Origin of the sequence: Thermophilibacter immobilis (assembly GCF_015277515.1) — a bacterium.
GTDB classification, from domain to species: domain Bacteria; phylum Actinomycetota; class Coriobacteriia; order Coriobacteriales; family Atopobiaceae; genus Thermophilibacter; species Thermophilibacter immobilis.
The window spans coordinates 1,060,728-1,084,646 of sequence record NZ_CP063767.1 but is presented as its reverse complement, the minus strand read 5'-3'; the positions used below and the strand labels follow the sequence as shown (position 1 = coordinate 1,084,646).

The 23,919-nt window shown below is 67.1% G+C and carries 26 protein-coding genes; 10 read left to right on the top strand and 16 right to left on the bottom strand.

The window, feature by feature from the left end; all coding sequences use genetic code 11:
- Positions 1–27: 27 nt before the first annotated feature.
- Positions 28–333 (bottom strand): DUF1292 domain-containing protein, encoded by a 306-nt coding sequence (locus INP52_RS04795; RefSeq protein ID WP_194369516.1) that lies wholly within the window; start codon positions 331–333, stop codon positions 28–30.
- A 276-nt stretch (positions 334–609) separates the two neighbouring features.
- Between INP52_RS04795 and INP52_RS04790 the strand changes: the two genes are divergently transcribed.
- From INP52_RS04790 to INP52_RS04755, 8 genes are all read left to right on the top strand, one after another.
- On the top strand, positions 610–1,347 hold the full coding sequence (locus INP52_RS04790) for a CDP-alcohol phosphatidyltransferase family protein (protein WP_228478250.1): 738 nt from the start codon (positions 610–612) through the stop codon (positions 1,345–1,347).
- Positions 1,337–2,257: an aminomethyl transferase family protein gene (locus tag INP52_RS04785; RefSeq protein WP_194369513.1), complete on the top strand. Its 921-nt coding sequence runs from the start codon at positions 1,337–1,339 to the stop codon at positions 2,255–2,257. Before INP52_RS04790 ends, INP52_RS04785 begins: the two co-directional genes overlap by 11 nt.
- A complete protein-coding gene (locus INP52_RS04780) occupies positions 2,254–2,634 on the top strand; it encodes a Rid family detoxifying hydrolase (protein ID WP_194369511.1) in 381 nt (126 codons plus the stop codon). The genes INP52_RS04785 and INP52_RS04780 overlap by 4 nt, the downstream gene beginning before the upstream one ends.
- A 43-nt stretch (positions 2,635–2,677) precedes the next feature.
- Positions 2,678–3,097, top strand: coding sequence for an FHA domain-containing protein (locus INP52_RS04775; protein WP_194372801.1), 420 nt, complete (start codon positions 2,678–2,680; stop codon positions 3,095–3,097).
- A 5-nt stretch (positions 3,098–3,102) separates the two neighbouring features.
- On the top strand, positions 3,103–3,834 hold the full coding sequence (gene ftsR / locus INP52_RS04770) for a transcriptional regulator FtsR (protein WP_194372800.1): 732 nt from the start codon (positions 3,103–3,105) through the stop codon (positions 3,832–3,834).
- 47 nt (positions 3,835–3,881) lie between these two features.
- A complete protein-coding gene (locus INP52_RS04765) occupies positions 3,882–4,415 on the top strand; it encodes an adenine phosphoribosyltransferase (protein WP_194372799.1) in 534 nt (177 codons plus the stop codon).
- Positions 4,416–4,550: 135 nt separating this feature from the next.
- Positions 4,551–5,726: a C40 family peptidase gene (locus INP52_RS04760; protein ID WP_194372798.1), complete on the top strand. Its 1,176-nt coding sequence runs from the start codon at positions 4,551–4,553 to the stop codon at positions 5,724–5,726.
- Between the two features lie 79 nt (positions 5,727–5,805).
- Positions 5,806–7,314 (top strand): ClC family H(+)/Cl(-) exchange transporter, encoded by a 1,509-nt coding sequence (locus INP52_RS04755; protein WP_228478422.1) that lies wholly within the window; start codon positions 5,806–5,808, stop codon positions 7,312–7,314.
- 154 nt (positions 7,315–7,468) lie between these two features.
- Here the strand turns inward: INP52_RS04755 and INP52_RS04750 are convergent, their stop codons facing one another.
- From INP52_RS04750 to yneA, 6 genes are all read right to left on the bottom strand, one after another.
- Positions 7,469–8,425, bottom strand: coding sequence for an NAD(P)/FAD-dependent oxidoreductase (locus INP52_RS04750; RefSeq protein WP_194372796.1), 957 nt, complete (start codon positions 8,423–8,425; stop codon positions 7,469–7,471).
- A gap of 239 nt (positions 8,426–8,664) precedes the next feature.
- Complete coding sequence (locus INP52_RS04745; protein WP_194372795.1) at positions 8,665–9,951, bottom strand: uracil-xanthine permease family protein; 1,287 nt, start codon at positions 9,949–9,951, stop codon at positions 8,665–8,667.
- 78 nt (positions 9,952–10,029) lie between these two features.
- Entirely contained in the window at positions 10,030–11,343 is a 1,314-nt protein-coding gene (locus INP52_RS04740; RefSeq protein WP_194372794.1) for an NCS2 family permease, read from the bottom strand.
- Between the two features lie 94 nt (positions 11,344–11,437).
- Positions 11,438–11,884 (bottom strand): dUTP diphosphatase, encoded by a 447-nt coding sequence (gene dut, locus INP52_RS04735; RefSeq protein ID WP_194372793.1) that lies wholly within the window; start codon positions 11,882–11,884, stop codon positions 11,438–11,440.
- On the bottom strand, positions 11,877–12,326 hold the full coding sequence (nrdR, locus tag INP52_RS04730) for a transcriptional regulator NrdR (protein ID WP_194372792.1): 450 nt from the start codon (positions 12,324–12,326) through the stop codon (positions 11,877–11,879). Before nrdR ends, dut begins: the two co-directional genes overlap by 8 nt.
- 102 nt (positions 12,327–12,428) lie before the next feature.
- Positions 12,429–12,710 carry a cell division suppressor protein YneA gene (yneA, locus tag INP52_RS04725; protein WP_194372791.1) on the bottom strand — a complete coding sequence of 94 codons (282 nt, stop codon included), beginning with the start codon at positions 12,708–12,710 and terminating at the stop codon, positions 12,429–12,431.
- Positions 12,711–13,060: 350 nt separating this feature from the next.
- Here yneA and lexA point away from each other — a divergent pair, with 350 nt between their 5' ends.
- Positions 13,061–13,711 carry a transcriptional repressor LexA gene (lexA, locus tag INP52_RS04720; protein ID WP_194372790.1) on the top strand — a complete coding sequence of 217 codons (651 nt, stop codon included), beginning with the start codon at positions 13,061–13,063 and terminating at the stop codon, positions 13,709–13,711.
- 5 nt (positions 13,712–13,716) lie between these two features.
- Positions 13,717–14,472, top strand: a complete 756-nt coding sequence (locus tag INP52_RS04715; RefSeq protein WP_228478421.1) for a heparan-alpha-glucosaminide N-acetyltransferase — start codon at positions 13,717–13,719, stop codon at positions 14,470–14,472.
- Between the two features lie 80 nt (positions 14,473–14,552).
- Here the strand turns inward: INP52_RS04715 and INP52_RS04710 are convergent, their stop codons facing one another.
- The 9 genes from INP52_RS04710 to recA all read right to left on the bottom strand — a co-directional run bounded on the left by INP52_RS04710 (position 14,553) and on the right by recA (position 23,785).
- Positions 14,553–14,810 carry a hypothetical protein gene (locus INP52_RS04710; protein ID WP_194372789.1) on the bottom strand — a complete coding sequence of 86 codons (258 nt, stop codon included), beginning with the start codon at positions 14,808–14,810 and terminating at the stop codon, positions 14,553–14,555.
- Positions 14,811–15,119: 309 nt separating this feature from the next.
- Positions 15,120–16,418, bottom strand: coding sequence for a GTPase HflX (gene hflX, locus INP52_RS04705; protein ID WP_194372788.1), 1,299 nt, complete (start codon positions 16,416–16,418; stop codon positions 15,120–15,122).
- The gene (miaA, locus tag INP52_RS04700) at positions 16,405–17,355 is read right to left on the bottom strand and encodes a tRNA (adenosine(37)-N6)-dimethylallyltransferase MiaA (protein WP_194372787.1); all 951 of its coding nucleotides are present in this window, start codon (positions 17,353–17,355) and stop codon (positions 16,405–16,407) included. Before miaA ends, hflX begins: the two co-directional genes overlap by 14 nt.
- On the bottom strand, positions 17,352–18,719 hold the full coding sequence (miaB, locus tag INP52_RS04695; RefSeq protein WP_194372786.1) for a tRNA (N6-isopentenyl adenosine(37)-C2)-methylthiotransferase MiaB: 1,368 nt from the start codon (positions 18,717–18,719) through the stop codon (positions 17,352–17,354). The genes miaA and miaB overlap by 4 nt, the downstream gene beginning before the upstream one ends.
- A complete protein-coding gene (locus tag INP52_RS04690; protein WP_194372785.1) occupies positions 18,719–19,045 on the bottom strand; it encodes a stage V sporulation protein S in 327 nt (108 codons plus the stop codon). Before INP52_RS04690 ends, miaB begins: the two co-directional genes overlap by 1 nt.
- A gap of 63 nt (positions 19,046–19,108) precedes the next feature.
- Positions 19,109–20,197: an ATP-binding protein gene (locus INP52_RS04685; RefSeq protein WP_194372784.1), complete on the bottom strand. Its 1,089-nt coding sequence runs from the start codon at positions 20,195–20,197 to the stop codon at positions 19,109–19,111.
- Between the two features lie 3 nt (positions 20,198–20,200).
- Entirely contained in the window at positions 20,201–21,751 is a 1,551-nt protein-coding gene (gene rny / locus INP52_RS04680) for a ribonuclease Y (protein WP_194372783.1), read from the bottom strand.
- A gap of 249 nt (positions 21,752–22,000) precedes the next feature.
- Positions 22,001–22,672, bottom strand: coding sequence for a regulatory protein RecX (locus INP52_RS04675; RefSeq protein ID WP_194372782.1), 672 nt, complete (start codon positions 22,670–22,672; stop codon positions 22,001–22,003).
- Complete coding sequence (recA, locus tag INP52_RS04670; RefSeq protein ID WP_194372781.1) at positions 22,673–23,785, bottom strand: recombinase RecA; 1,113 nt, start codon at positions 23,783–23,785, stop codon at positions 22,673–22,675. It lies immediately after the preceding gene.
- Positions 23,786–23,919 lie beyond the last annotated feature (134 nt).

Here is a 23,919-nt window from a genome sequence, read left to right as displayed (position 1 = left end):
TCGTGCTCACGTACATGTTCGCAGGATCTAGTCCTCGTCCTCCATGAGGCTCTCGTAGGCCGCGGAGACGGCCTCAAACTCGTCATCGTCGTCAATGTCGACGAGCGAGAAGCTCCCGTCGTCGTGCTCGTCGTAGCCGTAGAGGTAGACGGAGTCGTCGTTGGAGGCCGGGACGAGCGCGACGTACCCGCGCTCCCCGCACTCGAAGATGCCCAGGACCTCGCAGCGCTCGGAGGTCCCGTCCTCGTAGTCGAGGGTGATGAACTCGGGTGACTCGACCTCGTCGAGGTTCTCGTCGTAGTCGTCGACGATGGGGGTTTCCTCGTCAGCCATGCTTCCTCCTCATATCAGGTTGGTCGCGCGCGCAGATGCCTGCGCGCGGTTCCGCACAGTGTACCCCGAGCGCCGCTCGCGTATCGTCTTCGCGACGAGCGGTGGGTGCCCGCCCATAGAAGAAGCTGACCTCCCTCGGCCGCATGCGGACACGTCCGCATGCTAGAGGTTGTGCGAAGGGTCCTCAAGGGGGCTCGTAGACCCGATTCATGTGCGCTACCATGGATGACTTGGACGAGGGCAGCACGAGAGAGCACCTACATCGAGAGGCGGACCGTGTCAGAGAGAACCGAGCGCATCACATCAGAGATTCGCGGCATTGCCGACGCCGACGCCGAGGAGCGTCAACGGACCGGCAGGCCGAGCGCCCCGGTAGGCTCCTCCGGCAACCCCTCCACCCGGATTCTCACGCTCGCCAACGTGATCACGTTCTGTCGCCTCGGGCTCACCATAGCCTTTCTCGTGCTCTTCTCCACGGGCCAGCATCGCCGAGCGGCCCTGGTCTGCTACGTGGTGGCCGCCGTCACCGACTTCCTGGACGGCCAGATAGCCCGCCGCACTCAGACGGTGAGCTGGCTCGGCAAGATCATGGACCCGATCATGGACCGCGTGCTGCTCTTCACGGGCGTCATCGGGCTGCTGATCGTAGGCGAGCTGCCCGTCTGGGTGCCCGCCTTCGTCATCGGTCGCGACGCCTACCTCGGCTGCGGCGGCCTCGTCCTGCAGCGCTATCGCAGGCGCCCCGTCGACGTGATCTACGTGGGCAAGACCGCCACCGCGCTGCTCATGTTCGGCTTCTGCGACCTCCTGCTCGGCTGGCCCGCGGTCAGCGGCCTCTCCCTCGTCGGGGCGAGCTGGCTTCCCGGCCTCAATGCGCAGGCCAGCGCCATGGGCATCTACTTCGTCTACGCCGGTGTCATCTGCTCCACCATCGCCGCCGTCGACTACACGCGCAAGGGCGTGGCCATCGTTCGCGCCGGGTGCCCCAAGCAGGGGAGGACGCATGACGAGTGACAAGCCCCGCATGGGCGTCCTCTACGACGAGCACGCGCTTCTCCATGCGCGCTTCTCCACGTCCGAGGAGGCGGGTCCCCGACGGGTCCTGTCATACGATGCCGAGAAGGGCCCCGCGCACGCGCGCGAGGGGGCGCTCCTGGCCGACCTGACGGGCTGCGCCTACCTTCTGGCGCACGGCCCCTCCGCTCCCGACTTCGCGCGCGCGGCCCTCGCGGGCAGGCGCCTCGCGGTCGGCGAGGCCGACTTCGAGGCCGCGCTCACCGGGGACGGGTCCCTGGTGTCGGTGCCGCTCGCCGCGCGCTGCGGCGACGAGGAGTACGTCTTGCTGGACCCCTCGCCGCACGGTGACGTCCTCGACTCCTGGCTCGGCTTTCTCCATGGCGTCGAGCAGGACGGGTTTACCCCCTACGCGAATATCACCATCGAGGACGCGACCGACATGCTCGTGCCGCTCCTGCTCGTCGGGGCCGCCGCGCGCTCGGTGCTCGCGGACTACGTGAGGGACCCCCAGGCGCTTCCTGCTCCTGGTCACGTGACGAGCCTGCAGCTCGATCGCATCGCCGCGCTCGTCACCCGCCTTGGGGCGCCCGCGCTTGACGAGGTAGCCTGCTACCTGGCCCTCGTTCCCGTGGCCTTTGCCCGCACGCTCTGGAGGAGCCTCCTGTCCTTTGGCGAGGTCGCCCCGGCCGGACTCCAGACGGTGTGCGAGCTGAGCCGGCGCGCGCTGCCCTGGGGCGAGCTGCTCTCGTCGCCCGACCGCGTGAGCCCCTCGCGCCGCGTCCTCGCCTCGTGGGGGCTCCTGCGAGACGAGGACGACTTCGTGGGCGCCCGAGGCCTCGGAGCCCAGACGCCGGTGCCCGTTCGCGCGACCGACCCGGGGCCGCGCCCCGAGGGGGGAGCTTCATGAAGTATTCCATCAACGCGCGAGGCGTGCCCGACGCCTTCGGTCCGTACTCGCAGGGCACCACGGCGGGCCGGCTCGTCTTTGCCTCCGGCCAGCTGCCCATCTCGCCCGCCGACCCCCGCGCGCTCGTGGGCGGGGGCATCGCCGCGCAGACCGAGCGCGTGATCGACCTCATCGAGTCGATCTTGGGCGAGGTGGGCTGCACGCTCGCCGACGTCGCTCAGACGACGGTCTACCTCGCGAGCCTCGAGGACATGGATACCATGAACGAGGTCTACGCGCGTCGCTTCACCACGCCCGCCCCGGCAAGGGCCGTGGTGGGCGTCCACGAGCTGCCACTCGGGGCGCTTATCGAGATGGACTGTGTCGCCTGCCGCTAAGGCGCGCTATTATGGATGGTTGAGACGACCCGAGGGGAGAGACATGCCCAACTCCAATACCGACGCGACCGAGATCTTTCGGATGCCCGCCGCCGATTCCACCGTTCCCGACCTCATGGGAGGCGCCCGTCCCGCGCATCCCACGCTGACCATCGTCAAGGGACCTCAGATAGGGGAGACCTTCGAGCTCGACGCCGCCGAGATAACGCTCGGGCGAGACCCCAAGAACAGCGTCTTCCTCAACGACATGACCGTGTCGCGCCACCATGCCCGGATGGACCTCTCCAACCTCGTGCTCGGCGCCTCCTCCATCGAGGACCTCGGCTCGCTCAACGGCACCTGGGTCGACGGCGCCATCGTGAGCAAGGCGAGCCTCAAGGACGGCTCGACCATCCAGATCGGAACCTTCCGCATGGTCTTCCACACCAACGCGCGCACGCGCAGGATCGATACCGAGGCGTAAGCGGCATGCCCGACGCCGGATACCTGACCATCGGGAAGGTCGTCAAGAAGCTGCAGCCGCAGTACCCCGACCTCTCGGTCTCCAAGGTCCGCTACCTCCAGGACGAGGGGCTCCTCAACCCCTCGCGCACCCCGAGTGGCTACCGGCTCTACTCCCAGAAGGACGTGCACCGTCTGGAGACCATTCTCTACCTGCAGAAGAACCGCTTCCTGCCCCTTTCCGTCATCAAGGAGGAGCTCGAGCACACGGACTCCGGGCAGCCGCGCGCGACGGGAGAGGAGCCGGGCGCCATCAGGCTGCCCGTCGACGACGAGGAGGTGGCGAAGAGGCTGCACCCCATCGACCGCATGCCCGAGCTCGTGGGCACCACGGTGAGCTTCGTACGCCAGCTCTCCGAGGCGGGCGTCATTGAGCTCAGGCGCTCGCCGCACGGCCGCGACCTCGTTGACGGCCGCGACTTCCCGCTGGTTCGCGTCTGCGACGAGCTGCGCCACTTTGGCATCGGGCCCAAGAATCTGCGCCAGTACGTCATCGCCGCCAACCGCGAGTCCGCCATGTTCGAGCAGGCGCTCGTCGTCTTTGCCAAGAAGGGCGGCGGCGTTGAGCTCGAGAGGACCGAAGAGACGCGCCAGCGCTTCGACCAAGCCTTCTCGCGCATGCTCGGCCTCACCAACGCCGTGCGCGACGAGCTCATCGCACGTCGCATCAAAGAACCGTTCAAGGACGCTGACGACTAGCGCCCGCCGGGCCCCGGGGCCCGCCAAAAAAGAAAGAGGGACCGCACGTGCCAGACTTCGACTTTGAGAGCCGCATTATCGACATCCCCGACTACCCCGAGCCGGGCGTCGTCTTCAAGGACATCACGCCCCTGTTCGACGACGCCGAGGCACTCGCAGCCGTGGTCGACCACATTGCCAGCCACTTCGCCAACAGGGGCGTGACCAAGGTCGTGGGTGCCGAGGCGCGCGGCTTTCTGGTGGGGGTTCCCGTGGCCTACAAGCTCGGCTGTGGGTTCGTGCCGGCGCGCAAGCCCGGGAAGCTGCCCCGCGAGGTCTACTCGCAGTCCTACGCCCTCGAGTACGGGACCGACGAGCTGCAGATCCACAAAGACGCGCTCGTCCACGACGACCGTGTGCTCGTCGTGGACGACCTCATCGCCACGGGCGGCACGGCCGTGGCCTGCGCCCAGCTGGTTGAGCAGGCCGGGGCCACGCTCGAGGGCTTCTCGTTCATCCTCGAGCTCGCCTTCCTCCATGCGCGCGAGGTCGTCGCCCGCGAGTTCGACCAGGAGATGTTCACGCTCGTCCAAGTGGACTAGACATCAGCTGGCACTCTGCTTCGCGCGCTGGCATTGTTACCATGAATTTGGTAACGTGACTATAGTATGGACGTCTTGGCGCGCTGCAAAGGGCAGCCTAGAATGGGACTCATGCCTATCGAAGGGAACTCGCTTATGACTTTCAGGCACAAGATCGTCTCCGCGGGCCTTGTCGTCGCACTCGCGGGTCCCGCAGCCTTCGCCGTGGCCCCCGCGGGCGTCGCCCTGGCCGACCCGGCCTCCGACCTCGCAAGCGCCTCGACACAGCTCGACTCCCTCGGTTCTGAGCTCGCGAGCTACCAGTCCCAGCTCTCCGACGCCACCGAGACCCTCGAGAGCACCGACTACGACATCGCCGAGAAGCAGGCCCAGATCGAGCAGACCCAGCAGGAGCTCGAGGACAAGCAGGCGGAGCTGGGCGGCAACATGCGCAGCTCCTACAAGTCCGGCTCGCAAACCACGCTCGACTTCGTCCTGGGCTCCACGAGCCCCGAGGACCTCGTGAGCCGCATCTACTACCTTGACAAGGTCTCCGAGCAGCAGGCCTCCAACATCGCCGACGTCCGCCAGATCGAGGACCAGCTCGAGCAGGAGATGGGGGAGCTCGAGGACCAGCAGGCCTCTCAGCAGGCGCAGGTCGACGCCATGCAGACGCAGGTCAGTGAGTACCAGTCCCGTGTCGCCGAGGCCACGAGCCTCTACGACTCGCTTGACGCCGAGGTCCAGGCCCAGCTCGCCGCCGAGGCGAGCTCCAACGTGGCTGCCGCGGTCGCCGCCGTCGACACCAACAACGCCGCGCTCACCGCCACGGGCGGCGCGGCGGGCACGGGGGGTTCCACTACGACGCAGACTGCTACGAGTACTGGCACGAGTTCGAATTCAGGCACCACAAATACGAACTCCAACACGAATAGCAATACAAGCGGCGGGGGAAGCTCCTCGGGTTCAGGCTCCTCCGGATCAACCGCGCCGGTTGGCGGAGGCGTTTCTACCGCCCTTGCCCAGGTCGGCAAGCCCTATGTATGGGGTGCCACAGGCCCCAGCTCTTTTGATTGCTCCGGGCTTGTCTGCTATAGCTATGGCTACGCACGCGGTCGTGACACCTACTCCATGATTGCCTCCGTTAAGGCATCCGGCGGATGGAAGTCCTCCCAGGACCAGCTGAGCTATGGTGACCTCGTCTTCACGAATGGTGGTGCCCACGTGGGCATCTACGTAGGCGGCGGCCAGATGGTCCATGCGCCCAGTCCGGGTACCAATGTCAAGGTGGGCAACATCTACGGCTTCTATGGCGGCGGGTCGTATTACTAGGGAGCACGCCCCACAGCATGAGGTCTCACGGCGCCTCTCTCGTCGCTTCCAGGTGAGCCTGGTTGGCGAGGGGGCGCTCGTGGGCCTTGTCGCAGGGGCGCTTGTCACCCTCTACCGTCTCTCCCTGTCCGGTGCCGAGAGACTGCTGCGGGGGCTCACGGGAGCGGCGGCGGGAAGCCCCCTGCTCATGGCGGCGTGGTTCGCCGTGCTCGTGGTGATTCTCGTCGTGGTCTCGCGCCTCCTGCTCTGGGAGCCGTTCACCTCGGGCTCGGGCATCCCGCAGGTCGACGCCGAGGTCATCGGGCGGATTGACATGCCCTGGCACCGCGTCATCCCGGCCAAGTTCGCCGAGGGGACGCTCCTGGCCCTCGCAGGTCTCTCCCTGGGCCGCGAGGGTCCGTCCGTACAGCTGGGGGCCATGGCGGGCAAGGCCCTCTCGCGCGGGCTCGGGCGCAAGAGGGGGGAGGAGCGCCTTCTCGTGACCTGCGGCGCGGCGGCGGGCATGTCGGCTGCCTTCCACGCCCCTCTCACGGGCGTCCTGTTTGCCCTAGAGGAGATTCACAAGCAGTTCAGCGCCCCGCTCATCATCTCGGTCATGTGCTCGGCGGTTGCGTCTGACTTTCTCGTCTCCCAGGTGCTCGGGGTTGCCCCCGTCCTGAGCCTCGCCCTGGTGAGCGACCTCCCGCACATCGACTATGCCCTCGTCATCCTCCTCGGGGTGCTCTGCGGGGCGCTTGGCGCCGCTCACAACCGCGGGATGTTTGCCTGCCAGCAGGGCTTTTCGCGCATAGGGGGCCACCTGCCGTACTCCCGCCTCGCCGTTCCCTTTGCGCTCTCGGGCGTCGCGGCCTTCGCCTGGCCCGATCTCATGTGCGGGGGAGACGCCATCCTCGAGCAGATTCTCTCGCCCCAGGCGCTCACGATCGGCGCAATCGCGGCGCTGCTGGTGGGGAAGTATGTGTTCACCACGATGAGCTTCAGCTCGGGGGCACCGGGGGGGACCCTCTTTCCCCTCGTCGTCATGGGGGCCCTCGTGGGCGGGCTGTTCTCGAGCCTTTCCACGAATCTCGTGGGCCTCTCTCCGGCCTTCTTTCCCAACTTCGTCGCCCTGGGCATCGCAGGGCTCTTTGCGGGCGTCGTGCGGGCCCCGATCACGGCCGTCGTCCTTGTCTTCGAGCTGACGGGGTCCTTCGACGCGTTGCTCGCGGTGTCGATCGTCTCCATCCTCGCCTACGTGACGGCGAACCTGCTGCGCACCGATGCCTTCTACGATCATCTACTGGCCGCGCTTCTGGGTACCGATCCTGACGACCCCCAGGTCAGCGGACTCGCAGACGGTGGCGAGAAGGTTCTCAGGACCGTCCACGTGGCCGCGGCGAGCCATCTAGAGGGCAAGCTCGTGCGCGAGGTGGCCTGGCCGGACAACGTGCGCGTCATGACGATCGAGCGCGCCGGAACGGAGATCGTGGCCACGGGGGACACGCGCCTGTACGCCCTGGACGAGCTGCTCTTCATCGTGGACGCCGATGCCGCAGAGGACGCCTCGCTCAAGCTCGGCCTCATGTGCGGGACCCATCTGAGGGAGTAGGGGCCCTTGCAACCTCTCCGTGGCTGTTTGTTGTCTTTACTTTACATAAGATATATTATCACGGTTTTATAAACCAGTATAAAGAGAGGGACTCGGAGGGTGTTAAGACTCCCCGAGGCCCTCTCCCTAGAAACCCTTACTCGAACGAGCCCCTTCAGCCCTCGACGGGCTGGCCGAGGAAGGCCGCGGCGCTGGTGGCTGCCGATGCCCCGTCTGCGGCCGCCGTGACGATCTGCCTGAGCGGCTTCTGGCGCGCGTCTCCGGCCACGAACAGACCGGGCGTCCTGGTGGCCATGCGCTCGTCCGTAATCGCATAGCCCGCGCGGTCGCGCTCGATGAGGTCGGCCACGAGCTCGGTCTCCGGCACACGCCCCACGAGGACGAACACGCCGAACGACCCTTCCTCGTAGGTCTCGACGTGCGTCTCGCCGGTCGCGTTGTCACGGAAGGTCAGCATGGTCGGAAGCTCGTTGCCCTCGACCTTGAGGATGCTCGTGAGCAGCCGGACCTCAATCTTCTCGTTCTTGTCGAGCTGCTCTATGACGGAGGCCTGCGCGCGCAGGTGGTCCTTGCGCACGATGAGCGTGACCTTGTTGGCAAATCGCGTCAGGAAGATGGCCTCCTCCGCTGCGGAGTTTCCTCCCCCGATTACGAACACCTGTTTGTTTCTGTAGAACATGCCATCGCAGGTGGCGCAGTACGAGACTCCGTGCCCGGAATAATGTTCCTCGCCCTCGAACCCGGCGAGGCGCGGATGGGCCCCGGCCGCCAGAATGACCGAGGACGCGTCGTAGGTGCCCTGGGATCCCTTGACGGCGAAGCGTCCCGTGGTCTCGTCATGGGCGATGCTGCTCACGGGATCCATCACGATGGTGGCACCGAGGTCCTCGGCTTGCGCACGCATGGCGTCCGTCAGCGTGAAGCCGTCCGTGTGAGGGGTGCCGGGATAGTTGTCCACCTCGTTCGTGAGGATCATCTGGCCGCCGAGCGCCTCGCGCTCGAGGGTCACGGTGTCGAGGAGGGCTCGCTCGGCATAGATGGCAGCCGTGAGGCCGGCGGGGCCGCCGCCCACGATGACAAGGTCGTGCCTCTGAGTGGTGCTATCGGACATGTCTGTCCCCTTTCGTCTCATGTTGTAAGTAGAGATACCCGCGCGACCCTCGTTCTAACTTCACGTGGGGCGGGCCCGCATGAGGTGGGACTCCCCCGTGGGAAGCATTCTCTTAGGGGCCTAAGGAGGCCTGACGGCTTGGGGGACCCTCGAATGCGCAAAAGGGCGACCCAAGGCACGGAGGACCGCCATAGAGTTAGGTGTCAGGCACATGGAACGAGACTGACGGAGCCTCCTACCTAGGCCTTGGACCCGTCTGCGCCTGGTGCCGGCTGGGGGACCGGCAGGATGAGGTTCAAGACGATGCCCACGAGCGTGGAGGTGGCCATGCCGGGCAGCATGTAGCCACCAAGGGGAATCGAGATGCCGGCCGTCTCCATGCCCACGCCCAAGATGATGACAACCGAGGCGATCATGAGGTTTCGATTGGCATCGAAGTCCACCTTGTTGCTGACGAGCATGCGCAGACCATTCGAGGCGATGAGGCCAAAGAGCAGCAGGCACACGCCTCCCATGACGGGGCTCGGGATGGAGCGGATGAGAGCGGCGAGCTTGGGGCAGAAGCCACCCACGAGCAGCGCGAAGCCGCCCGCATACCAGAAGATCTGCGTCGAGTAGACGCGCGTGACGCTCATGACGCCGATGTTCTCAGCATAGGTGGTCGTCGGGGGGCCGCCGAGAAAGCCCGAGATGACCGTCGAGATGCCGTCGCCCGCAAGCGAGCGAGGTAGCATCGGGCGATAGTCCTTGCCCACGATCTCGCCGACGGCGAGAAGATGACCGATGTGCTCGATGACCGTGACCAGGGCCACCGGTGCGACGAGCGCGATGGCGCCCACGTCGAAACGAGGGGCGGAGATGCTGGGAAGACCGATCCACGCCGCCTGCTCCACGGGGCCGAGGTCCACGAGTCCCAGCGAAATGGCCACCAAATAGCCGACGATAATGGCCAGGAGGATGGGGATGGTCCCGAGCACGCCGCCCATGCCCGAGAAGACAACCGCGGCGCACAGCGTGAGGGCCGCAACGAGGGCTCCTGTGGCAAAGAACACGGAGTCTCCGTCGGCCGTGCTCGTCATAAGAGCCATCTTGGCGGCGGTGGCAGAGAGCCCCACACCGATGACGATCATGACGGAGGCCACGAGCACGGGGGGCAGGACGCGCTCGAGCCAGCCGGTTCCCACGAGCCTGATGATGCCGGCTATGACGAGAAACACCACGCCGGCGACGATGACGCCCGACATGGCGGCGCCGAGGCCACGCGTGGCTCCCACCGCCAGGATGGGGCTGATAAAGGCGAAGGAGCTGCCCAGATAGCTGGGAATCTTATTGCCCGTCACCAGGAGGTAGCAGATCGTGCCTATGCCCGAGCACATGATCGCGACGTTGGGGTCGAGCCCCGTGAGAACAGGCACGAGCACCGTCGAGCCGAACATGCTCATCATGTGCTGGATGCCCAATGGGATGGCGCGCCCCACCGAGACACGCTCATCGACGCCGATGATGCGACGCTCCTTTGAACCCATGTGTCACTCCCCTTTCGAGTGAGGGTGGACAGCAAAAGGGGCCCGGACGAATCCGGGCCCCTGACGCGAAGCGTTTTCCTACGCGATGAGGAAGTAGACGAGGAAGGCGGCGGTCGCGACCCACATGAGCGGCTTGACCTTCTTGATCTGGCCGGTGACGACCGCCACGATGACGTAGGCGATGAAGCCGAAGCCGATGCCGTTGGAGATCGAGTAGGTCATGGGCACGCCGATGACGATCATGAACGCCGGGAAGCCCTGGAGCAGGTCGGACCAGTCGATCTCGACGACCTCGCTCATCATGAGGAAGCCCACGAGCACGAGGGCCCCGCACGTGGCCGCCGAGCTCACGATCGAGATGATCGGCGTAAAGAACGCCGCGAGGATGAACAGGACGCCCGTGGTGACGGAGGTGAGGCCGGTGCGACCGCCGTCGGCGGCACCGGCGGTGGACTCGACGAAGGTGGTGATCGACGAGGCACCCATCAGGCCGCCCACCGCAGCGGCGGCCGAGTCGACGATGAGGATCTGCTTGATGTCCTCGACGTTGCCGTCGTCAGTCAAAAACTCGCCCTGCTTGGCGACGGCCATGGCGGTGCCCATGGTGTCGAAGAAGTCGGACATCATGAGCGAGAACGCGAAGATGAGCAGCGTCGGGTTGGTGACGACCTTCGCGATGCCCATCACGCCGCTCTCGTCCGGGAGGAAGGGCGCGCCGACGGAGGAGAAGTCGAGGCCGGACACGATGCCGGCAGGTACCTGCGTGATGCCGAGGGGGATCCCCGCGACGACGGCGATGGCGATGGCGATGAGCAGGGCGCCCTTGACGTTCATGGAGTAGACGACGACGGTCGCGACGATGGAGATGAGACCTACGAGGAAGGTGGGGCTGAAGACGTCACCGAGGGCCACCATGGTGGAGTCGTTGGCCGTGATGATGCCGCCGTCCTTGAGCCCGATCATGGCGATGAACAGGCCCAGGCCCACCGATATGGCGTGGCGCAGGGACACGGGGATGGCATCCATGATGGCCCCGCGCAGGCCGCACAGGACGAGGACGAGGATGGCGACGCCCTCGATGAAGATGACCGCGTTGGCCGCGTGCCAGTCTCCGCCGGCGACGGCGGTCAACGTGAAGGCCACGACCGCGTTGACGCCCATGCCCGAGGCGCAGGCGAGCGGTCGGTTGGAGAACAGCCCCATGCAGATGGTCATGACGCCGGCACCGATGCAGGTGGCGGTGACGGCTGCCGTCACGGGAACCCCAGCCTGAGACAGCAAAGACGGGTTCACCGCGATGATGTACGCCATCGCAAGGAAGGTCGTCAGACCGGCGCGCAGCTCCTGTCCGACGCTTGAGCCCCTCTCCTGTGTCTTGAAGAACTTGTCCATGTAAAAGCCCATCCCTTTCTGTTGCGTACATACACTACGTTGTGCGATGTCCACGCCGGATCCCAAGGACGCCGGCGGATGAACTGAGCGAGGGCTAGACGCCGCTCGATCCGAAGCCACCGGCGCCGCGGTCCGTCTCGTCGAGCTCGTCGACCTCGACGAGACTCACGACGGGGACCCGCTGGATAACGAGCTGGGCGATCCGTTCCCCGCGCTCGACGTGGATGTCCTTCTCGTCGTCCAGGTTGACGGCGCAGACCTTGAGCTCCCCGCGATAGTGGGCGTCGATGAGGCCGGGGGTGTTGGCCATGGAGAGCCCCTCGCGCAGGGCGAGCCCGCTGCGAGGCTGGACGAAGCCCGCGTAGCCCTCGGGGATGGCGACGGCCAAGCCCGTGGGGATGAGCGCGCGCTCGTGGGGACGGAGCGTGACGTCTGCGTTGGCGCGCAGGTCGAGACCCGCGTCCCCCTCGTAGGCATAGCTCGGGAGCTCGACCGTGGGGTCGAGGCGTTTGATCGGGAGGCGAATCTCGTGGTCAGTCATTCAGGCTCCTCAGCTCCTCGCTGAACTCGTCGACGTCCTTGAAGTCGCGGTAGACGGAGGCAAAGCGGACGTAGGCGACCTTGTCCACCGAGACGAGCCGCTTGAGCACCATGCTCCCCAGGTCCACGGAGGAGATCTCGGTCGTACCCCCGTCGCGCAGGGTTGACTCGATGCCATCTATGAGAGCCGTGAGGGTCTCGACGGAGACGTCGCGCTTAACGGTGGCCGTGACGAGGCCCCTCATGAGCTTCTGACGGTCGAAGGGCTCCTTGCGACCGTCGCGCTTGATGACGAGCAGGGGCACCTCCTCGCAGCGCTCGTAGGTGGTGAAGCGAAAGCCGCAGCGCGTGCACTCGCGCCGCCGGCGGATGGCATCGTTACTTTCTGAGGGCCGCGAGTCGACGACCTTCGACTCCTCGCAACCGCATTTGGGACAGCGCATGTAACCTCCTAGGAAAACAGCACCTAGAAAATTTATCACACAACCTTCAGATAACGTCCGCGCAGTCCCCAGAGGAAACGTTTTGGAAAGAGTGCTCGGACGCTATGAGGCCATGGGTACCACGAGCTGCTGCCCGGGGACGATGGTGGCCGCGGAGAGGCTGTTCGCGTCCTCGATCCATGCGACCAGATCGGCGGTGGCGTAGCCCTCGCGCCCGTGCTGCTCCGCGATCCTCCAGAGGGAGTCTCCCGTGCGTACCGTGACGGTCTGCGAGGGAAGCTCTGAGAGCGCGTCCGCACGTCGCGCCGAGATTATCGAGTCAGAGAAAAAGGACGCCAGGCACAGGGCACCGATCACGGCGAAGCCGGCGAGCATAAAGAGCATGGAGTCTCGTCTGCTCAGCGACGGGGCCTTCACGCGCCTGGCAGAAGTATTGCCTGGGACGTGGCCCCCCTCGAGAAGAACAAGGGTACGCGGGCGCGGGCTCAGTGCGGAGGTGCCGTCGCAGACGCAGGCGGCTCCGGAGGTGTGGCAGGTCATCATGGTCCCCTTTCGTTCGGCTCACAGGGACGTTTATACCGGCGGTACCGGACAACAATTAGTCCCCATGAAAAAACAGAACGCCTGTACCCTAGTATGGAAGTACATTTGTTCGTGTCAAGAGATAAACGAACAAATGTTTGCTTCTCGGGCCAAAACAGTCTATCATGAGGACACGCGAAGAGGAGGCACTCATGGCAAGAGGAAAGCTCGGCAAGCGTCAGCTCGCGATCTACGACTTCATCCGCTCGTACACGGGCGAGCACGGATACCCGCCCTCGGTGCGCGAGATAGGGGCCGCCGTCGGCCTCGCCTCCCCCTCGACCGTGCACATGCACCTCAAGGTCCTCGAGGAGCAGGGCCTCATTCGCAGGGACTCCAAGAAGCCGCGTACCATAGAGGTCGTGGATAAGCGGGAGGGCGAGGGCGGCGATTCCGTCGCGAGCGTCTCCCAGGACGTGGACCGGGGCCTCATCACGCTCCCCCTCGTCGGACGCGTGGCGGCCGGCATGCCCATCCTCGCCGAGCAGAACGTCGAGGAGACCCTGAGCCTTCCCACCTCCATCGTGGGGGACTCCAGCTCCTTCATCCTGCGTGTGCGCGGGGAGTCCATGGTCAACGCGGGAATCTTCAATGGCGACTATATCGTGGTCAAGGAGCAGCGAGACGCCCACGACGGCGAGATCGTGGTCGCCCTCATCGACGACTCCGCCACCGTCAAGACCTTCTATCGCGAGAGGGGCCGCATTCGCCTTCAGCCCGAGAACGATCACATGGACCCCATCTACGCGGAGAACCCCACCATCCTGGGCAAGGTCACGGCGCTTATCCGCTCGATTTCGTAGGCATCGTGCCAGACGTCAAGGAGCACACGGCGGCTCACCAGCGCATCGGCATCTTCGACGTCGTCCGAGGGTTCTCGGTCGTCTCGATGGTGCTCTTCCACCTCTGCTACGACCTGAGGTTCCTTGTGGGTGCGCCGCTCGACTGGTTCGCCCCTCCCCTGCAGGACGTGTGGCGTGCGAGCATCTCCTGGACCTTCCTGTTCGTGGCTGGGTGCATGTGCCCGCTCTCGCGCTCAAACCTCAGGCGCGGCCTTCAGTACGCGGGCGTCGCGCTCGCCATCTGGGCGGTCACGACCGTGGCGGCGGTCGACACGCCCATCTCCTTCGGCATCATCTACTGCATGTCCGCCTGCACCCTCGTCGCCTGGGCGCTCGGTCGACTCCACGCGCTCCCACGAGGGCCCGCCGCAGCGGTCGTGCTGCTCGTAACGTTCTTTGCCCTGCTCGGCCTCGCCTCGGGCACCGTGGGCCTCGGGCCCGCACAGGCTGCGGTTCCCGCGGGACTCTATGCCTCGGGCTGGCTCTCCTGGCTGGGGCTGCCGGGGCCGGCCTTTGCGTCAGGCGACTACTATCCGCTTCTCCCCTATCTCATGCTCTATCTCGCCGGATGCGCCCTGGGAGGCTCTTGGGCCCAGCATGGCTATCCTGCCTGGGCGCAGAGGGCGCGCGTTTCGCCGCTCAGCTTCCTCGGACGTCGCGCGCTGACCGTCTACGTGATTCACCAGCCCGTGCTCCTGCTCATGTGCGAGCTCCTGGGCTAGCAGCCCCCGACGTCCCCGCCTCGTCGAATTGCTGGCTTCCGCGAGAGCCGCCTGAGGTTTTATGCGCCTGCGGCAGAAACCTAGCTGAAGAGGGTGCCGTTGTAGCGAACGATCGCCGCGGCCGTCTCCACGAGCGCGGCGACTATGATGGCCGTGCCCACCACCGGAAGCGCCGAGGAGCCCGTCCAAGCTGGTAGCGCGCCGGCGTCGGCACCCAGGGGCAGGGATACGACGACTCCCCCGAAACCCACGAGCAGCGGGCCGAGGCCGCTCCACCATGCGAGCTTGGGCAGGTTGCACGCAGGGGTCGTGGCACGATGGTAGCTATGGAGGGACAAAGGGTTGCGGTGACCATCATGCAGACGCCGAGCACCCCCACGAGGACGCACCCCATGAACATGCCTATGAAGTTTGACATATGCCACCAGCCCCTTTTTTCACGATCAGTATCGTGCGGGCGCATCTCGCAGAACCGCTCCATCCGCGAACAGTGACGGAGTGTCCGCGAGCGACTCCGTGCGGCCGCAAAGATTGAAAAGGGGCCACATCGACGTAAGAGTTCCGCGTATGTGCAGGTAAACAAGTCGTGGGTTCTTGTCAGTCGAGAAGTCCTGTCTTTTGCGGCCGCACGGGCGGAGGCTGGCCCCCTACCCCTTGTCTTCGATGGCGTAGGGGGCCAGGGTCTGGGCCATGCGCTCGTCGGCCTTCACGGTAGCGACGAGCCCCTCCTGCGCGTAGCGCTCGCGAATGACCTGGCAGCGCTCGTGCACCATCTTGAGGAGGAGTCCCTTGTCGAATGGGATGCTCACAGTCATCGTGACGTCGCCGGCGGAGGCCTCCTGCGCGATGCGGAAGAGCAGGTCGCGCAGCCCCTTCCCCTCGCTCGCCGACGCGGCCACGGCGCCGGGATGCGCGCGCAGGAGGTCTCGCGTGCGCTCCTCGCTCACGAGGTCGCACTTGTTGAGCACAGTCACGCGGCGTATGCTCTGCGCGCCGATGCCCTCGAGCACCCCGCGCACGGCCTTGACCTGGAGCTCGAGGCGCTCGTCGGAGGCGTCGACCACGAGCAGGATGAGGTCGGCGGCCCTAACCTCGGCGAGGGTCGACTTGAAGGACTCCACGAGCATCGTCGGCAGCTTCTGGATGAAGCCGACCGTGTCGGTGATCGTGACCTTGCGCCCCTCCTCGAGGTCCAGGGCGCGCGTCGTGGGGTCGAGCGTGGCGAAGAGCTCGTCTCGCACGTAGACGTCCGAGCCCGTGAGGCGGTTGAGCAGCGTGGACTTGCCCGCGTTGGTGTAGCCCACGAGCGCCACGCGCCAGACGCCCGAGTCCCAGCGGGTCTTGCTCTGCACGCCGCGGCGCACCTCGAGGCGATTGAGCTCTCGGCGCAGGGTCGAGATGCGGGAGCGCACGAGCCGGCGGTCCACCTCGAGTTGGCTCTCGCCCTGGCCGAAGCGGCTGCCGATGCCGCCGCGGGTCTGCTCGCCCACGAGGTGGCTCCACATGCCGCGCAGGCGGGGCAGGACGTACTGGAGCTGCGCGAGCTGGACCTGGAGGCGCCCCTCGTGGGTGGTGGCGTGGGCTCCGAAGATGTCGAGGATGAGGGCCGTGCGGTCGATGATCTTGGTCGGCTCGCCCACGATCTTCTCGAGGTTGGCCTGCTGGGAGGGGGTGAGCTCGTCGTCGAAGATGACCACGTTGGCGTCGAGGTTGCGCGCGTAGGAGCAGAGCTCCTCAACCTTGCCCTTGCCGATGAACGTCTTGGGCACGGGGGCGTCGAGGCGCTGGATCAGGGTCATGACCACGTCGGCACCGTCCGTCTGGGCCAGGCGCGCGAGCTCGGCGAGGGACTCCTCGACCGACCAGTCCGCGTGTCCCCGGTCGACGCCCACCAGGATTGCCCGTTCCCGGGCGGGTGCGGTCGAAATCGGGCTAAAGCGCCCCATGCGTGTTCTCCTTCTCCGCAAGCGAGCCCACGACGAGCGCGCAGGCCCCCTCGAGGTCCGTCTCGTCGAGGTCGATCCAGCGCACGCGGGCGTCGCGCCTGAACCAGGAGAGCTGGCGCTTGGCGTAGCGGCGCGACCTCAGCCTGACCTGGTCGAGCGCCTCGTCGAGAGTGCACCTCCCCGCGAGCGCGCCGAGCACCTCCTTATAGCCGATGGCCTGCCCCGCGGTGCTCTCGGCCGTGAGGCCCACCTGGGCGAGCCGGGCGACCTCCTCGACGAGGCCGTGCGCGACCATCTGGTCGACGCGCTCGTCAATGCGAGCGTAGAGGCGCTCGCGGGCCATGGTAAGCCCCCAGATGCGTGTGCCGTAGTGGGAAGCGCGCTCGTGGAGCCCCTCGTGGTGCCGGGCGTAGGAGACCCCCTCGTCGAGCATCTCGAGGGCCCTCACGACACGCCGGACGTTGTGAGGGTGGATGAGGGCGGCGCTGGCGGGGTCGCGCTCGGCGAGAAGGGCGTGCAGGGCGTCCGGACCGCGCTCAGCGGCCAGCGCCTCGTAGCGGGCGCGCCGAGCGTCTCCCACCTCCCCCGCGGGAAAGGCCATCTCGTCGACGACCGCGTTCAGGTAGAGGCCCGTCCCCCCGCACAACACCGGCACCCTCCCGGCACAAAGCAGGTCGTCCACGCAGGAGCGCGCCGCCTTCTGGAAGAGGCGCGCCGAGTAGCTCTGGGCGGGGTCGCAGACGTCAACCATGAGCAGGGGGCGGGTCCTGTCCGAGGCGGGGGTCTTGGCGGTGCCCACGTCCATCCCGCGGTAGACCTGCATCGCGTCGACGGAGACGATCGAGGTCTGGAGCCGCTCGGCCACAAGCCGGGCGAGCGCGCTCTTGCCCGACGCCGTGGGCCCGACGATCGCGACGACGGGACCGGCCGCGCTCATCGGGGGTCGCCGACCAGGGTCCCGCGCAGATACCACGTGCGCGCCTCGTCGACGTGCACGTCGCAGATCTTGCCCACCAGGTTGCCCGCGCCCTCGTGCGCGGGCAGGTGGAGGTGGACCGTCTGGTTCTTCTCGCTGTGGCCCACGACCACGTCATCGCCCTTCTTGGACGCGCCCTCCACGAGGACGCTCACGACGCCGTTGAGGTCGGCCTGGTTCGCGTCGCGTGCCTGAAGGGCCACCTGCTGCGCGAGCCGGTCGAAGCGCTCCTGTATGACCTCGTGCGGCGTGTCGTCGGCGATCCTGGCCGCCGGGGTCCCGGGGCGTGGCGAGTAGATGAAGGTGTAGGCCGAGGAGAACGCGGCCTCGCGCACGAGGGAGAGCGTGTCCTCGAAGTCGGCCTCGGTCTCGCCGGGAAAGCCCACGATGACGTCGGTGGAAAGGGCCAGGCCGTCCACACCGGCGTTGAGGCGCCCCACGAGGGCGAGGTACTCCTCGCGCGTGTAGGCGCGCCTCATGGCATGCAGGACGCGGTCGGAGCCGGACTGCACGGCGAGGTGCAGGTGCGGCATCACGGCATCGACCTCCGCCATGGCGCGGATCGTCTCGTCGGAGAGGTCCTTGGGGTTCGACGAGGTGAAGCGGATGCGCTCGATGCCAGTGGCCCCCACGCGCCTCAGGAGCTCGGCAAAGTGCGGCTCCCCGTAGAGGCTGCGCCCGTAGGAGTTGACGTTCTGGCCGAGCAGGGTGACCTCGCGCACGCCGTCCGCCACGAGTCGCTCGCACTCGGCCACGACGCTCTCCATGGTGCGGCTCTTCTCGCGGCCGCGCACGTAAGGGACGATACAGAAGCTGCAGAAGTTGTTGCAGCCGGTCATGATGGGCACCCAGGCGTGGAAGCTCTGGGCCCGGCGGCTCGGCAGGTCGGTCGAGAAGGGCCGGCCCTTCTCGATGGTGTCGACCTCGACCTCATGGCCGTCCTCTGCGAAGGCCTCGGCGAGAAGGTCGGGAAGGCTCGCGAGCGCGCTCGTCCCGAAGACCACGTCGGCCACCGGGATGTGCGCGCGGATGCGCTCGCCGTCGCGCTGCGCGATGCAGCCCCCGATGGCCACGACACGCCTGCCCGAGGGGGGCGTGGGCGCGCTCACCATGGCGGACGCCTGGCCGTAGAGGCGCTGGTCGGCGTTCTCGCGCACGCAGCAGGTCATGAAGACGACGACGTCGGCCTCGTCGGAGTCGGACACCGAGATGCAGCCGCACTCGTCGAGCAGCCCCGAGACGCGCTCGGAATCGTGCAGGTTCATCTGGCAGCCGAACGTCTTGACCCAGTAGGTCTTGCCGACGAGCGCGGAGGGCCGGTCCATCACGACACCAACTTCGGGGACATCTCGCCCGTCGTCTGCGCGGGCGATCCCGCGGGGGGCACGAGGCGGTGCACGTAGACCGCGATGCGAATCGCCGTGCGCGTCTCGCCCCCAATCTCGATGTCCGAGAAGGTGGGCGCGCAGGAGATGTCCACCCCCGTGGGAATCAGGAAGCCGCGCGCGATGGCGATGGCCTTCACCGCCTGGTTGACAGCGCCCGCGCCGACGCACTGGAGGTTCACGGCGACCCCGTCCTTGACGAGGCCGGCGATGGCGCCGGCGACCGAGGCCGGCGACGACTTGCTCGACACCTTGAGAAAATCCATGTTCCTCTCCTGCTGCGGCCCTGCGAGCCGCCTGTCCGTGCGTGTGGCCTGACGCGTGCCCCTCTAGTCCTTCTCCTCGAGGTCGAAGGTTACCGTGATCTTGCGGTGCCCGACCCTGACCCTGGGGTCCGAGGCGAGCGAGAGATAGTAGCGCTCGCCGAGAAGGGCGAAGTCGCGCTCCATGACGCGCGAGAACTCCTGGGCGTCGGAGCTCGAGAGCCTGAGGCCGCGACGGTCGCGCGCGAGGTCCACCGTACGGTCCTGCCCGGCCGCGGAGCCGCCCGCGTGCGTCAGACGTGCGACGACGCTGCGCAGGGGGTTTATCTGGCCGATCACGATGCGGTGCGCGGTGCGCTCCGACATCTCCAGGCCGAGGGCCGCGGCCTGCGCGCGCAGATCGCTCGCGTCAGCCGCCGCGCGCAGGCGCTCGAGGACCGGAAGGCTGGCAAGCGAGTCAATGAAGAGCAGGTCGGAGCCATCGACCGAGGGCGTCGTGCGCGCGCGAGCCGTGGCCGCGACCTCGGCGGGCGAGCCCAGGTAGACCTCGCAGGACCCCCGCTCCTCAAGGGCGAACTCGCAGCAGGTGCGCACGATGTTGTGCGGGCCGCGGACGCAGCTCTGCGCGCCCTCGTCATCGGTCCCCAGGCTGGGCCAGCTGGACTGGTCGGCTCGCTCGGGAAGCTCCGCGACGTCCGTGACCACGCGAATCGAGGAGCCCTTGCCCTCGCCCGAGGAGATCACCTCAGCCGAGACCGCGTTCTCGCGCACGGAGAAGAGGGCCATGCCCCGCCCGTGGACGCCCCAGCGATCCATGTGGACGCTCTCCAGCTTGGAGGTCACGCGCGCCTCGAACACGCGCTCCTGCATGTCCGAGGGGATACCGGAGCCGTCGTCCAGCATCGTGGTGGTGCGCAGGCCCCCCTCGCGCGCCGTCGCCACGTAGATGTGGCGCGCGCCCGCGTCGCGGGCATTGCGCAGAAGCTCGATGACCATGTCCTCGACGCAGCGGATGTCGTGCTTCGCCTGCCGACGCTCGGCCTCGGCGACGCGCAGGCGCACGTAGCCCTCCCCGAGGCTCTCCTCGACGCGAAGGGAGCGCTCCCCTCCCATCGAGGAGACGAAGCTCACGAGGTCTGAGGCGGGCTCAGCCATGCGCTACTTGGCGACGTCGACGGCGCGCGACTCGCGGATGACCACGACGCGGACCTGGCCGGGATACTGCATCTCGTCCTCGATCTGCTTGGCGATGTCATGGGCGAGGACCGTGGCCTGGGCGTCGGAGATCCTCTCCGGCTCGACCATGACGTGGAGCTCCCGGCCGGCCTGCATCGCGTAGGTGCGCTCGACGCCCTCGTGGGCGTTGGAGATCTCCTCGAGCTTCTCGAGGCGCTTGATGTAGTTCTCCGCGGACTCGCGGCGAGCGCCCGGACGCGCCGCGGAGATGGCGTCAGCGGCCTGGACCAGGACGTCGAGGACCGTGTTGGGCTCTACGTCGGCGTGGTGCGCCTCGATGGCGTGCACGATCTCGGGGCGCTCGCCGTAGCGCCGCGCGAGGTCGGCGCCGATCACGGCGTGGGGGCCCTCGACCTCGTGGTCGATGGCCTTGCCGATGTCGTGCAGAAGGCCGGCGCGCTTGGCCGGTACCTCGTCCATGCCCAGCTCGGAGGCCATGATGCCGCAGAGCACGGAGACCTGCTCGGAGTGCGCCAGGACGTTCTGCCCGAACGACGTGCGGTAGCGCAGGGCGCCCAGGGTCTTCATGAGCTCGGGGTGCAGGTCGTGGATGCCCGCATCGAAGGCCGCCTGCTCGCCCGCCTCGCGCACGCGCTCGGCGACGAGGCTCTCGGCCTTCTTGTAGAGCTCCTCGATGCGGGCCGGGTGGATGCGGCCATCGGCGATGAGGTTCTCGAGGGCGACGCGGGCGGTCTCACGGCGCACCGGGTCGAAGCTCGAGAGGACTACCGTCTCGGGCGTGTCGTCAATCACGAGGGAGACGCCGGAGATCTGCTCGAAGGTGCGGATGTTGCGCCCCTCGCGCCCGATGATACGGCCCTTAACGTCGTCGGAGGGGATGTGGACGGTGGTGACGGTAATCTCGCCGGCCTGGTCAGCGGCGCAGCGCTGGATGGCGGTGGAGATGATCTCGCGCGCGGTCTTGTCGGCCTGGGCGCGGACGGACTGCTCGGACTCGCGCAGGATCTGTGCCTCCTCGCGGACCGACTCGGCGCGAACGCGGGTCAAAAGCTCGTCATGGGCGGCGTCGCTCGAGAGCCCGGCGACGCGCTCGAGCTCGCTGCGCTGCTTGACCTCCAGCGCGTCGAGCTCCCCCTTGCGATGGTCGAGCTGGCCCTGGGTGCTCGAGAGCTGGTGCTCCCTCTGGTCGAGGGCGTCGTTTCTGTGGTCGAGCGACTCCTCGCGCTGCATGATGCGGTTCTCGAGTGCCTGAAGCTCGCCCTTGCGCTTCTTCTCCTCGCTGTCAGAGTTCTGCTTGAGCTGGAGGATCTCCTCCTTGGCCTCGAGCAGGGCCTCCTTCTTGGCCCGCTCGGCCTGGTGCGCGGCCTCGGAGGCTATGCGCTCGGCCTCGGTGTGCGCCGAGGCGACCTGCGACTCGGCGGCCTTGATCTTGGAGTTGCTGCTCCCGGAGAGGACGAAGTAGACGGCTGCCGCGCCCACCACAAGGCAGACGAGGCCGATGATGATTTCCATGTGTGCTCCTCAGATGACGTGCGTGTCTCATACGATTGGTTCAGGAGACCATGGCAAGACGCCATGGAACCCGCCATCGGAGGCGCAGCCGTGCCAGGCACCCGTCCCGTCCGGGGCAAGGCGGCTAACCATGGTGCTCAGAGAAGAAAGACATCAGCTGGCTCGCCAGCGTGAGAATGCGCTCCAATAGCCTCTCAATCCTATGGCCGCGCCGACGTTATGTCAAATGCGCAGGTGGCCGAGGACGGCCTAGCGGGCGTCGTCGAGGACCTCGCGGGCAACGTCGCAGGACATCCCCAGGGCGAAGCCCCTGCCGCACAGGAAGCGCACGAGCTTCTGGTAGTCGTTCTTGCCCGTGAGCCTGTGCCGGCGGGCGAGCCCGAGGGCGCGGGAGCGCTCGTCCGCCTCGCTGAAGAACTCGTCGGGCCATCCCTCGACCTCGTCGACCGAGATGCCCCGGAGCTCGAGCTCGCGGGAGATCTTGGCCCTCCCCCACCCGGCGAGGACCTTGGAGCGCACGAAGGCACCGGCGAAGCGAGCATCGTCGACCAGGCCGCACTCCCGCGCCCGGTCGACGAGCGCCTCGACGGTAACGCTCGCGTAGCCGTCCTGAGCGAGCTTCTGCGCGAGCTCCTGCTCGGCGTAGTCGCGCCGTCCCACGAGGTCCTCGACGCGGGCCCGGCCGCAGGAGCGGGAGAGCTGGCCCACGAGGTAGACGAGTTCGGCGCGCGAGCCGGGGGCGGCCTCGCCCGAGCGCTGGGCAGCTGAGAGGCGCCTTCCCACCGCGACGGGAACCGAGAGCTCCTCGTCGCCGCCCGTCGCGGAGCTCATCCGCACCAGGGCCCGGGGACGCCTGCGAGCGAGCCCCTGCGCGCCGCGCTCGGGGAGCACGACCTCCCAGGACGTGAGAGAGGCGCTCACCTACCGCTCGTCCCCGGCGTTGGTGCCATCGTCGGCGGCCCCGGGGTCCACGACCTCCCCCACGCGCTCGTCGCCCAGCTCGAGGCCGCAGGCCACGCGCACCTTGTGGTCGATCTCGTCTCTGAGCTCGGGGTTGGAAGCGAGGAAGTCCTTGGCCGCCTCGCGGCCCTGGCCGAGGCGCTCGGACTCGTAGGTGAACCAGGAGCCCGACTTGCTCACGATCTCGTACTCGACGGCCATGTCCAGGATCGAGCCCTCCTTGGAGATTCCCTGGCCGTACATGATGTCGAACTCCGCCTTCTTGAACGGGGGCGCCACCTTGTTCTTGACGACCTTCACGCGCACGCGGTTGCCCACGATTTCTCCGTCGACCTTGATGGAGTCGATGCGGCGGATGTCCATGCGCACCGAGGAGAAGAACTTGAGGGCGCGGCCTCCCGGGGTGGTCTCGGGGTTGCCGAACATCACGCCGATCTTCTCGCGCAGCTGGTTGATGAAGATGCAGGTGGTGTTGGACTTGGAGAGCGAGCCGGCGAGCTTGCGCAGGGCCTGGCTCATGAGGCGGGCCTGCAGGCCCACCGTGGAGTCGCCGATCTCCCCCTCGAGCTCGGCGCGCGGCGTGAGCGCGGCGACGGAGTCCACGACCACGACGTCGATGGCGCTGGAGCGCACGAGCATGTCGCAAATCTCGAGCGCCTGCTCGCCGGTGTCCGGCTGGGAGATGAGGACCTCGTCTATGTCCACGCCGATGCGCGCCGCGTAGCCCGGGTCGAGGGCGTGCTCGGCGTCGATGAAGGCCACGACGCCGCCGAGGGCCTGGGCCTCGGCGAGGATCTCGAGGGAGAGCGTGGTCTTGCCCGAGGACTCGGGCCCGTAGATCTCCACGATGCGGCCGCGCGGGACCCCCCCTATGCCGAGCGCGGCGTCGAGCGCGATGGAGCCCGTGGGGATGGCCTCGATCTCGTAGTTGGGTCCGTCGTCGCCGAAGCGCATGATCGAGCCCTTGCCGAACTTCTTCTCTATCTCCGAGGTGGTAGCCTCTATGACCTTGTCGCGCGCATCGCCGGTGGTGCGCTCGCGAATCTCCTTGGTGGTGCCCTTGGTCTTGGCCATTGCTTCTCCCTTTTGCTCGTCTCGAAGTGATGATATACGAACAACCGTTCTATGTCAACGTTCGTGAGGGAAGCTTAGCGCACGGGGCCTGCACGACGCTGACCCGGGTCTTCCCGGTGCCTGACGCGCCGCGC